Genomic DNA, 11,989 nt, shown 5'->3' with positions numbered 1-11,989 from the left:
GCCACACATTTAAAGCCCCGGGTTTTCCGGGGGGTTTTTTGTAGCGCAAGTCGCTCGTAGTATTACCGCCGCAAAGGCTCGGGATTCGATTGCCCGCTTCCCCCTGCTTTACGCGCTTGAGAGGATTTCGATGACGCCTGCACGCGCCGCAACCTTCGCCCGCATTGCACTCGGTCATGTCACGAGGGAATATCCGCACAAGCCGGACCATATCATGGCCGGCGATACCGACGCATACCTTCCACGTGAGATCCATCCGATCTTTTTCGGCAGTTTCGATTGGCACAGCTGTGTCCACGGCTACTGGCTTCTTGCCCGCATCCAGCGTCTATACCCGGATATCGAAGAGGTGGCGGCAATCGCTGCGCTGTTCGCGAACGCCTTCACGGCCGACAAGGTCGAGCGCGAGCGCGCCTATCTTGATCGTCCGGGGGCGCGCACGTTCGAGCGACCCTATGGCTGGGCCTGGCTGATGATGCTGCAGAGCGAACTGGAGATTGCTGGCAGTCCGCACGCGACGACGCTTCGCCCGCTTTGCGACGCATTCGCACAATTGTGGCGCGATCATCTGCCAATGCTGAGCTACCCGGTCCGTGCCGGAACCCATGCCAACACCGCCTTCGCGTTGATACTTGCCGACCGCTATGCGCGGGTCTGCGGCGATGGGCGAATGCAGACTTTGATGGCGGAACGCGCAAACCAGTGGTTTGGGGCTGATCGGGCGGCGCAGGCTTGGGAACCCGGCGGTGAAGATTTCCTGTCGCCGACCCTGATGGAAGCGTTGGCGATGCAGCGACTGCTGCCACCCGATGCATTTGCGTCCTGGTTCTCCGGGTTTCTGCCGGTGCTGGCATCCGGTACGCCGGAGACACTGCTGACGCCCGCCCGCGTGAGCGATCGCAGCGATGGCAGGATCGCCCACCTGGACGGGCTCAATCTCACGCGTGCCTGGGCCATGCGGGAACTCGCCAGGACCACCGGCGGTCATGTGCGGGATGTGCTCGAAGCCAGTGCCCGTGAGCACCTTGCCGTCGCTCTGGACGAGGTCGCCGGCGACTATATGGGAGAGCATTGGCTGGCGAGCTTCGCCATGCTCGCGCTGACGGGTCTGGATTAGGTTGTCATCTTCGCTTGCTTCCTTACCGTAGCCAACGGCATCGGCATCGGGATGGGCGGTTCTGCGGTGGCTGGCTGACTTGGCGATTACGGAAGGGCGTGTCTTGATGAGCTCCGAGCGATCGATGGAGACGAAGAACAATGCCGGCGAACGGCCGATGCATCGCCTCAACCTCAATCTGCTCTATCCACTCGATGCGATCCTGCACGCCCCGACCTTGACCGAAGCCGGACGCCGGGTGTTGCTGAGCCAATCGGCGATGAGTCATGCGCTGCGTCGGCTGCGCGATCATTTCGGCGACGACCTGGTTGCGCATTCGGGAGGGGAACAGCATCTGACGCCGCTGGGCATGGCGCTGCGTACCGAGGTCCGGCGGGTGATGCGGGAGGTTGAGGGCACGTTCAATTACGCGCTCGATTTCGATCCCCTGGCGGCCAGGCAGACGATCACCGTCGCAGCTCCGGAGGCGATCGAGCAGATGCTGATGGGGCCTGTTCTGCGGGGGCTGTCCACCGATGCTCCCGGCTTGGCAGTCAGCATGGTTCCCGTCGATATGGCGGACCCCGAGCGTTCGCTGGACGAGGGAGCCGATCTCCTGTTGCTGCCGGAAGAGGCGGCCATAGATCGGCTGGAGACGCTGGCGATCCTGAACGACCATGCATCGTGCATGGTCTGGGACGGGCACCCTGAGTTGGGCAGCGGCTACGAGATCAGCGAAGAGCAATATCTGGCCGCGCGCCATGTCGTGACGCGCGGCGAGGCGACTTCCCTGCTTGCCGTCGATGAACGGGGGAACCGGTTGTTGAAAGCCCGCCAGATAGGGGTGCGAACGACATCGCAGGCAACACTCCCGGCCATCGTGATCGGCAGCGATCTGGTGGCGACGGGTAGCGTCTGGCTGTTTCAGTTCTATGCCTCGATCATGCCGCTAAGGGTGATCGGCGCTCCGTTCCCGACGAAGCAGACCATGTTCGTTGCGCAGTGGGCAAGCCATCGCCGGCGCGATCCGATGCTGGCCTGGTTCGTCAAGCGGATCAAGGAACAGGCGGATCGCTCGCTTGTTCAGACCATTCCATAGGCTTGGTCATCGGCATCGATTTCGCTCATGGTTTCCATGAACAGTTCGAATTTGCGTGTCATGAATGTGCCGCATAACTTCCGGTCCGACGGGAAAATCCTGCGGGCGCATCCTGCGCCAAGACATGGAAGCCCGTCAGCAGGAGAACGGCTGCGGTTGTGATGGCTTTTTGGAAAGCAACCGCATCTTCGCGCCACAAGGCGTATCCGTTTTGACTTCAGGGTTTCGTTCGTTCGGGCGTGCGGCTTCGGTTGCGCGTTGGGGAAGGTGCGCGACCTTGAGTACTGGGGGTTGTATGTTGAAACTAACTGCCAACGCACATTGTTTTCTGGGGGCCGCAAGCCTTGGTGTCATCGCCGTCCTCGGCGTGACCGCACCGTCTCCCGTTTCCGCACAGACCGAGCGAAACGTCGATATCAACGTTCCTGCCATGCCGATGGCCACGGCGCTTGAGCAAATCGGCGCTCAATCGGGCGCAGAGGTCAGCTTCGATCCCGATGCGATCAAGCAGCTGACCTCCCGGCCGGTTCGTGGGGCCACGTCCGCACGGCAGGCCCTTCAGGAAGCGATCGCCGGTACGAATCTTGTGATCAGCCAATCCCCGAACGGTGGCTTCGACATCATCGGCGGTATCGTCGTATTCGCAAGGCGGGACGAGGCTGAGACCAGCATTCTTGTCCGGCAGGCATCCACCTCCGATCGTAACGGCCTGGGGCTGCGGGATCAGCCGCGCAACACGCAGGTGATTTCCTCCAAGCTGATCGAGCAGCAGCAGGCGCTCGACGTCTCGGACATCCTGCGCAACGCAGGCGGTGTCTCGGTGCAGGTGAACAATCCCAACACCGGCGCCAGCTACAGCGTTCGCGGGTTCAATGCCTCCGGTCTCGTCAACGGCCTGTCAGGCGGATCGCAATATGGCGTGCAATCCGGTGCGAACCAGCCCGTCGCCAATATCGAGCGCGTCGAGGTATTGAAGGGCCCCGATGCGCTGCTGTCCGGTTTTGACAATCTGGGCGGCAACGTCAACGTGGTGACCAAGAAGCCGAGCGCGGAGACGCGGCTGGCCGTCACGGCCGAGACGGGCTCCTTCGGTCTGGTGCGCGGCGTGATTGACGCCAACAGTGCGATCACCGCCGACAAGAAGCTCTCGGGCCGCATCATCGCCAGCGCACAGACGATGGACCACAACTACGGCGGCTATACCGGCAACGAGGACTACCTCTACGCGCCGTCGCTGCGCTTCAAGGACAGCCGTACCGATATCGTGATCGGTGCCAGCCTGTCGAAGGCGATCACCGGGATCACCGCCTATACGCTCTTCGACAACAAGACATTCCAGCTCATCGAGCGGGACCCGTCGGTGCCGATCTACTCGCCGGATGCGACTATCCGCGTGCAGACCAACCGCTTCTATTTCGATGCGACACGCGAGCTTGTGCCGGGGATCGACGTGGTCGTTCGCGGGATGCACGACAACACCACGCTGAGGCTGGCAGTCCCTCAGGTCGGCTACAGCCGTCAGGGCGATCTGGTCGTGGACATCAGCGGTTCGCAGCAGAAGGGAAGCTCCGATGCCATCGACGGCTTCGTGCGCATCAAGACTAATGTCAGCGACTTTCTGAAGCTGCGCTTGAACGTGGGATACAACTACAGCCGGGGAGACACCGTGCAGCGCAGCGGCACGACCTTTACCCGCATTCCCAATCCGCCGCTCGGCGAGAATACGACTCTTCCCGTGCAGCCTTTCCCGCCCCTGGGTGCTCCGCTGCTGCGCGCCGCGGGCAAGCAGGAGGGCGTTTATGGCCAGGCTTTGCTGGAATTCTGGAAGGTCAAGCTGCTGGGCGGCCTGCGCAAGAACTGGTTCGAATCCACGACTACGCTGTTGTTCCCCGGCGCGCCACCGCCGGTCACCAACAACAAGAGCGGCGTGACGCCCAACACCGGGATCGTCTTCGACGCGACGAAGCAACTTTCGTTCTTTGCCACGTATTCCCGCGGTGAGCAGGCGGTCTTCACGACTGGCGTCGGCGGTGTGATCCTGCCCAACATCAAGACGACCAACAAGGAAGCCGGTCTCAAGCTTGACCTGTTCGGCGAGCGGGCGACGATCAACGCGTCCTACTTCGATATCCAGCAGGACAACACCATCGTCTTCAACCCGACCCTGGGTGGCTTGACGTCCGGTCCGGGACAGCGCGGCCGCGGTATTGACCTCAACATCTCAGGCCAGCTGTTGCCCGGTTGGACGGTGCTCGGCTCCTACACCCGAACCAAGTATTCGTTGCTGACCCAGTCGGCCTCGCAAACTACCGTTGCCCGCCAGCCACGGGATACCTACAGCATCTATTCCAACTATCGGACCCGTATTTCCGACGCGGTTAGCGGCGGCATGTCCGTTGGTCTTTACGGGCGATCCAGTTCCTACGCCGATGTTCTGGGCCGGTATCAGGTTCCCGCGGCCCGCCAGATCGACGTCAACGGCTTCCTGACGGTGGCTGGATTCGACATCAACCTGGGCATCCGCAACATCTTCGATCGGCGCAACTACAACACGACGTCTGCGTTCACCTACGTCCCGGTCGACGAACCGCGTAACGTGCGCCTGACTGTCACCAAGCGCCTGTTCTGATAGGTTGCGCCAGTCATGATGCCGCCGTCTGCCGATGTCGAGGAGGCCCGCCGCGAAGCGGGCCTCCAGCCGAACCAACCCGCCCGCGAGCGATTCGCACATGCATGGCGGCTGACGACGCGATACTTCGTGTCTGAGGATTGGAAGGCGGCGTGGGCCCTGTTGATCGCCTACTGTGCGATTTCGTTCGGCGGGGTCTATACCTTCATCCTGTCGAACCACTGGCAGCGCGAGTTCTTCGACTCGATCGAACAGCGGCAATCCAGCCTGTTCGTTACGCTGATCATGACGTTCCTGATGATTGCGGCGCTGCAGGTCGGTGTCGTTCTGGCGAACAATCTGGTGTCCTGGACGTTATCGATCCGGTGGCGGAACTGGCTTACCAACTGGTACATGGATCGCTGGTTCGCTCGGGACCGTTTCTATGAGATCGAGCGCCTCCGCTTAATCGACAATCCCGATCAGCGTATCGCCGAGGACATCAAGAACTTCACGCTCGTTACGCAGGGCAATTCCCTGGTCGGTATTGCGGTCGGCCTTGTCGGAAGCCTGATCAGTGCCGTCAGCTTCGGCTACATTCTTCTCCAGACGTCGGGACCATTGGTGATACCCGTCGCTGGCTATCGGGTCTCGCTTCCGGGCGGTGATCTGATCTGGTTTGCGATCTTCTATGTGCTCTTCGGGTCGGTCGTCATCACCTGGATCGGCAAGCCATTTATCCGCCGCCGGATGCGTGAACAGCATTACGAGGCCGATTTCCGCACCAATCTCATCCATGTCCGAAGAAACGGGGAACAGATCGCCTTTTCCCGGACCCAGGACATGGAGCGGGCAGGGCTCAAGGGGTCCTTCGCCAACATCCGGCGGAACTGGTACCGGCTCATGTGGGCGAACATCGGTCTGAGCGCGGGCAGCAGCATTTACGAGCGGGTCATGGGAGTTATCCCGCTGTTCCTGACGGTGCCCAAGTTTTTCGCCGGTCAGATCAGCTTCGGCCAGGTCATGGCATCGCGCGATGCCTTTACGCAGTTCAGTTCGTCCTTGTCCTACTTTGTCCAGGTGTATCCGGGCCTTGCCCAGCAGATTGCGAATATCAACCGCCTCAAGGCGCTTGACGATTCGATCGACCATGAGAGGCCGCGCGGCATTGCTTTCCGCCCCGGAGAAGCGGGCGAAGGCATTGCGATCGATGTCGAGAACCTCGAATTGCGTCGCCCGAACGGTCAGCCGCTGCTCTCGCTGGAGGAGTGGAAGGTCCGTGACGGAGAGCGCTGGGTCATCGAGGGATCTTCCGGAGCGGGAAAGACCACGCTGCTGCGGGCCATTGCCGGCTTGTGGCCCGATGGTGCCGGTTCGGTCGCGATGACGCGGCACGGTACCGCCATGTTGGTGCCGCAGCGCCTCTACTTGCCCCTCGGGTCCCTGAAGGACGCGGTCTGTTTTCCCGACCGTGCCGAGGAACATGACGATGCCACGGTCGCAGCGTTGCTGGAGAAGGTTCGGCTGGGCACCCATGTCGCGGAAATGCACGAGTTGCGCGTGTGGCAGGATGAACTGTCACCCGGTGAACAGCAGCGCGTGGCGCTGGCCCGTATCCTGCTGCAACGCCCGACGCTGCTTGTGCTGGACGAAGCGACGAGCGCGCTCGATGCGGACAATGCCGCGCATTTCTACGAGACGGTGCGGGCGGCGATGCCCGGGAGCACCATCGTCAGCGTCGTCCATAACGAGAAGCTGGCTGCCTATCACACGCATCGTCTGCTGATGCAGGATCGCCGCGCCATCAAATCGAAGATCGAGAAGAAGGCATGAGTGAATTGCTGACCCAGAGCGAGGCGGACTTGCGCGATGCTGCGTCATTGGCGGTTGACCTTGCGGCCCGGCGCGGCGCCAAGGCGCGCGCGTCTGTCCATCATGAAGGCATTGCCAAGATCGCGGTGCGTAATGGCGAGGTCGAAACGGCCGAGCGCAGCGGCAGTCAGGGACTGGGCATCACGGTATTCCACGATAGCCGGCAGGGTTCGGCATCGACGGCAGGGTTCGACAGGGCTGCGATCGAGCGCGTGGTCGAAGAGGCGATGCTGATCGCGCAACATGTCCAGCCCGATGTCGATGCCGACCTGCCGGCGTCGGACGGGCTGGCCCATACCGGGCCCGCACCTGAACTTTATGCCGACAGTCCGCGCAGCCCCGACATGCTGCTGGACGCGGCGCAGGTCCTGGACCGGGCGGCGAATGAAATTGCGGCTTGTGACAATCGGCTGCGGGCAGGGGAGTGTGTTGCGGTGGCCACCGAAGGGCTTTGGGCTCTGGCCACCAGTGATGGCTTCTGCCGGAGTGTGCAGCGCTCCAACGATGCGCGCTGGTCGGTCATGCTCGCGCAGGATGAAGGGGGCAGCACTTCAGCCTTCTGCCAATCGCAGGAACGGCGCGTGGATGCGCTGTTTCCACCTGACGTCCTTGTTGGGCGGGCGGCTGATCGCGCGCGCCAGGCGCTCGGTGCGCGTACGATCGGCAGTCGGCGATGCCCGGTACTGTTCGATCCCTTCACGGCCGCAAAGCTGGTCGGCGAGCTGGCCGGCGCCTTGACCGGTCATGCCCAGTATCGCCGGATGAGCTTCCTTCCCGATCCGGTCGGCCGCTGCGTTTCGGCCTCGCATCTCGATCTCAGCGAAGATCCGTTCGAACCGCTCGGACTGGCCAGCGGCGGCTTCGACAGTGAGGGGATCGCCGGGTCGTCGCGCGCGATCCTGCGCCAGGGCGCTGTCGAAGGGCTGTTCCTGTCGACTTTCTCCGGGCGCAAGCTGGGTATGCCATCGACCGGCAATGCCGATGGCTTCTACAATCTGCGCCTGACCAGTTCGGCTGCAAGCGGTGACTGGCAGGCAATGCTGGAGATGCTGGGCACAGGTCTGGTCGTGACCGAGTTCCAGGGCGGCAAGACCGATCCCGCCAGCGGCAACTGGACCCAGGCGATCAAGGGGCTGTGGGTCGAGGATGGCCGTGTGGTCCATGCCGTTACCGATGTGACGCTGGCCAGCAATATGCCCGCGATGCTGACCGGCATTCGCGCGGTGGGCCTCGATGTGGAACGACAGGGGGCGATCCGCACCGGGTCCATCCTGATCGATGACATGCAGGTGGGAGGCACGGCATGAACGGCGGCGACATTGCGATCGACCGCGCGCGCGCGCGGTTGCTCGGCTCGGCGGGGCTGGACGAGGCGGCAATCGGCCGGGCTCTGGGCCATCTGGCAGGGGGCGGTGCGGATCTGGCCGACCTGTTCTTCGAGACAACGAGCTTGCGCAGCTGGAGGCTGGAGGGTGGCCGCGTCACCAACGGTGGCTTTGCCATGCGGCAGGGTGTCGGTGCGCGGGCAGCGCATGGCGGCCATGTCAGCTTTGCCCATTCGGCCGACATGCGTGAGGGTGCGCTACAGGATACGGTTCGTGCGGTGCGGTCCTTGGCGCGAGATGGCGACACCGCGCGCCAGCCGCAGGGGATCGCATTGACTCCTGCCGGGGGACGCCATGACCTCTATCCCGTCATCGACGCGGTTGCGGTCGAGGATGCGACCGCGTGGATCGCCATGCTGGAGCGGATCGATCAACTCGCGCGTGAGCATGACCCACGGATCGTGCGCATCGACGCCAACGTTCGCGCGCAGGATACGACGGTCCTGATCGCCAATGCCGACGGACAAATGGCCGGCGATGTGCGACCGATGACGATCCTGTCTGTCATGGTCGTCGCCGAAGCGGAAGGGCACCGCGCACGCGGACAGGCCGGTCTGGGGAGACGCGCGGGTCAGCGCGGCTTCGATGCCGTCTCGGTTGAAACGATGGTCGCAACCGCTGTGCGCATGGCCATCAACAACCTCGACGCAATCCCGGCGCCGGTTGGCGAAATGCCAGTGGTTCTGGGGCCGGGCTATCCCGGTGTGCTCTTTCATGAAGCGGTCGGGCACGGACTGGAAAGCGACCATCATCGCAAGCATCTCTCCGCCTTCGACGGTAAAGTCGGGGAAAGGATTGCAGCGTCCGGCGTCACCGTGATCGACGATGGCGGGATCGCCGGACGGCTCGGTTCGCTCGGTGTGGATGACGAGGGCACCACGCCGGATCGCACGGTCCTTGTGGAGGATGGCGTCCTGACCGGTTTGATGCACGATCGTGTCAATGCCGGTCTGATGAATGCCCGCTCGACCGGAAATGGCCGTCGCCAGTCCTATGCGCATCTGCCGATGCCGCGCATGACCAATACGTTTCTGGCAAACGGGCAGGACGATCCGGCCGATATCATTGCCTCGATCGATCGCGGTATCTACGCGACCGAATTCGATGGCGGGCAGGTCGACATCGTCACCGGGCGCTTCAACTTCACGACGATCGAGGCCTGGCTCGTTGAAAAGGGCAAGCTCGTCGCACCTGTGCGCGGGGCGACCCTGATCGGCGTTGGCAATGAGGCGCTCCGTCATATCTCCATGGTTGGCAACGACCTCGCTTTCGACACCGGCATGGCGACCTGCGGCAAGCAGGGACAGACGCTCAGCGTCAGTGTCGGCCAGCCGACCCTCCGCATCGACCGTATGATGGTCGGCGGACAGGCCGGTTGATGGCCTCCACATCTTCATTTTTTCCAAAAGGAACAGCGATCATGCGTAACGCTACTGAGCAGGATTTCGACGACATCGTCATGAAGAACGACAAGCCTGTACTCGTCGATTTCTGGGCGCCCTGGTGCGCGCCATGCAAGGCGCTGGCTCCGACGCTGGACGAGCTGGCCGAGGAATACGCCGAAGAAATGGAAGTCGTGAAGGTCGATATCGAGGCCAATCCGGCGCTGGCGACGCGGTTCGGCGTGCGCGGGATTCCGCTGCTCATGGTTGTCAGGGATGGCGAAGAGAAGGCCCGCACCGTCGGCACGATTTCCCGTAGCCGTCTGGACGCCTTCGTCGAAGCCAATGTGGGGGGCCAGTAATGGCCGACGTCGCATTTCTGGGCGATCCTGCGGTCAAGGCGCAGGCACTCGCCCGGCTGCGCAGCCACATCGCGGCAGGGACCTTTGTGTTCTTCCCCGCATGGGCGGACGGCAAGGCCAATATCATCGGCGCGCTTGTCGAAGCCGACGACAAGCAGGCCTTTGCCGAACGGTACGGTTACCCCATCGCATTCGCGACCGCGTTGGAAATGATCGTCAACGCATTCAAGGTCCTGCCGGATGCCGAGGAATTCGTTGGCGCCCTGCTGGAGCGCACCCCTGTCGGGGTCGATCTCTCCCGGATCGTGCCGCAGGTGCTGGTCTCGCTCCTCGCGAGTCCGGATGTCGTCGCTCTGACGGGCCGATATGGCGAAGTGGAAAGATGCAGGCGCGAAGTGCTGGCGCTGCACCAGCGCGTGATCGGCGGCGAGGTCCCCGACCGCAAGGAATGGAAGGCGATACGCATGGCCGCCGTCGCCGCGAGCGACGCTATTGTCGATGACGCGCTGCCGCACCTGGCCAGTCTGATCGTCGAAGCCGCGGCCTGGCCCGCGACGATGCGCAGCGTGCTGCACGACACGCTCGGCGCCTGTGGCCGTCTGGAGATCCAGCAGATGATGGATACCATCGGTTGGACGCAGGCGCACGAAAGCCGCGTCTTCAAGATCCGGGAGCAGGCGGAGGCCGATGGGCGCATGGCCGAACTGGAAGGTCTGGACCGGGTGCTTGCGCTGCTCGATCACGACGACCCGGAACTGGCGCGCGGCTTCCGGAAACGGCTCGAACATTTCGGGAAGCTCGGGGACCACTACCGGACTGTCGGGTGGAAGATCATCGAGCTTATCGAACAGGCACCCAAAGCCGTTCTGCCCCGCGAGAACGCGGACTGACAAGGTCCGCAGGCGAAACGCCCCAACCCGGATTGGATGACGATGAACCCGTTGCTGAAGACGCTGGACCTGCCGCGCTTCGCCGAAATCAGGCCCGATCAGATCGAGACCGCGCTCAATCAGGTGATCGCTGACCATCAGGCGGTCGTGCGCAGCCTGGTTGAGAACGAGCCGGTCACCTTTGCCGAAGCGTGGATGCCGTTGGAGCGGGCAGGCACCGCGATTGCGGGTGTCTGGTCGGTCGTCTCGCATCTTCATGGCGTGGCGGACAGCCCCGAACTTCGCGCCGCCTTTGCTGCCGGGCAGGCCCGGCTGGTCCGGAACCATCTGCAGATGATGCAGAACGGGGCCCTCTACGAGGTACTCGTCGGGCTTTCGAGGACGAGCGAATTCGCCGGATTGCCCGATGCCGATCGCACCGCAGTGGAACATATGATCCGCGATTTCCGGCTTTCCGGTGTGGCCCTCGATCCCGAGAAGCGCGAACGTTTCGCCGCGATCTCAGTGGAACTGTCCAGCCTGACCACGGCGTTCGGCAATGCCGTTCTCGACGCGACGGATGCCTGGTTCGAGCATGTCGTGGATGAATCGCTGCTCGCCGGACTCTCCGATTCCGACAAGGCGATGTTCGCTGAGAATGCCAGGGCGCGGGGCCAGGCAGGGTGGGTCGTGACGCTGCAGATGCCGAGCGTGAATGCGATCCTGTCCTTTGCCGAGGACCGGGCCCTTCGTGAGCGCGTGTATACGGCTTCCGGAACGCGGGCATCGGACCGGGGGCCCCATGCCGGTCAGTTCGACAACTCCGAACGGATCGCCGGCATCCTGGCTTTGCGTCGCGAAGCGGCTGCTCTGCTGGGCTTTGCCGATCCGGTTGCATGGTCTCTGGCCACGAAGATGGCTTCCGGGGCAGGGGACGTTCTGGCTTTCCTGCGCGATCTGGGGCGCCGTGCGAAACCCGCGGCAGAGCGGGAGTTCGCTGCCCTTGCGTCCTATGCTGCCGAACACCTCGGAATCGGCGATCTGCAGCCGTGGGACGTCGCCTTCGTATCGGAGCGGCTCCGCAAATCGCGGTATGCCGTCGACGAACAGGAAGTGCGCGCCTATTTCCCGGTCGAAAATGTCATTACCGGCTGGCAGGATCTGCTCGACCGACTGTTCGGGATCCGCATGGTCGAGCGACGGGACCTAGCCGTCTATCATCCCGATGCCTGCTATTACGATGTGACCGACGAAGATGGCGAAGTGTTCGCCGGGGTCTATCTCGATCTCCATTCCCGCCCCGGAAAGCGGGGCGG

General features: G+C 63.0%; 9 protein-coding genes. All 9 read left to right on the top strand.

Features of this window, described 5'->3' with window-relative positions:
- The first annotated feature begins 130 nt into the window (after nt 1-130).
- Nucleotides 131-1,117 (top strand): DUF2891 domain-containing protein, encoded by a 987-nt coding sequence (locus SPHV1_RS01935; RefSeq protein WP_197277611.1) that lies wholly within the window; start codon nt 131-133, stop codon nt 1,115-1,117.
- A 157-nt stretch (nt 1,118-1,274) separates the two neighbouring features.
- Nucleotides 1,275-2,195, top strand: coding sequence for a LysR family transcriptional regulator (locus SPHV1_RS01930; RefSeq protein WP_231634403.1), 921 nt, complete (start codon nt 1,275-1,277; stop codon nt 2,193-2,195).
- A 298-nt stretch (nt 2,196-2,493) separates the two neighbouring features.
- The gene (locus SPHV1_RS01925) at nt 2,494-4,824 is read left to right on the top strand and encodes a TonB-dependent siderophore receptor (protein WP_197277610.1); all 2,331 of its coding nucleotides are present in this window, start codon (nt 2,494-2,496) and stop codon (nt 4,822-4,824) included.
- 15 nt (nt 4,825-4,839) lie between these two features.
- Nucleotides 4,840-6,636, top strand: a complete 1,797-nt coding sequence (locus SPHV1_RS01920) for an ABC transporter ATP-binding protein/permease (protein ID WP_231634401.1) — start codon at nt 4,840-4,842, stop codon at nt 6,634-6,636.
- Nucleotides 6,633-7,982, top strand: a complete 1,350-nt coding sequence (locus SPHV1_RS01915) for a TldD/PmbA family protein (RefSeq protein ID WP_054944423.1) — start codon at nt 6,633-6,635, stop codon at nt 7,980-7,982. Before SPHV1_RS01920 ends, SPHV1_RS01915 begins: the two co-directional genes overlap by 4 nt.
- Nucleotides 7,979-9,439: a TldD/PmbA family protein gene (locus SPHV1_RS01910; protein WP_054944422.1), complete on the top strand. Its 1,461-nt coding sequence runs from the start codon at nt 7,979-7,981 to the stop codon at nt 9,437-9,439. Before SPHV1_RS01915 ends, SPHV1_RS01910 begins: the two co-directional genes overlap by 4 nt.
- Before the next feature lie 41 nt (nt 9,440-9,480).
- Complete coding sequence (trxA, locus tag SPHV1_RS01905; protein ID WP_054944421.1) at nt 9,481-9,804, top strand: thioredoxin; 324 nt, start codon at nt 9,481-9,483, stop codon at nt 9,802-9,804.
- The gene (locus tag SPHV1_RS01900; protein ID WP_054944420.1) at nt 9,804-10,694 is read left to right on the top strand and encodes a hypothetical protein; all 891 of its coding nucleotides are present in this window, start codon (nt 9,804-9,806) and stop codon (nt 10,692-10,694) included. The genes trxA and SPHV1_RS01900 overlap by 1 nt, the downstream gene beginning before the upstream one ends.
- Nucleotides 10,695-10,736: 42 nt before the next feature.
- On the top strand, nt 10,737-11,989 hold a 1,253-nt coding region (locus tag SPHV1_RS01895), incomplete at its 3' end, for a M3 family metallopeptidase (RefSeq protein ID WP_231634399.1).

Origin of the sequence: Novosphingobium sp. KN65.2 (genome assembly GCF_001368935.1) — a bacterium.
GTDB lineage: Bacteria > Pseudomonadota > Alphaproteobacteria > Sphingomonadales > Sphingomonadaceae > Novosphingobium > Novosphingobium mathurense.
The sequence above is the reverse complement of the archived record's forward strand: the minus strand, read 5'-3'. Positions and strand labels throughout refer to the sequence as shown.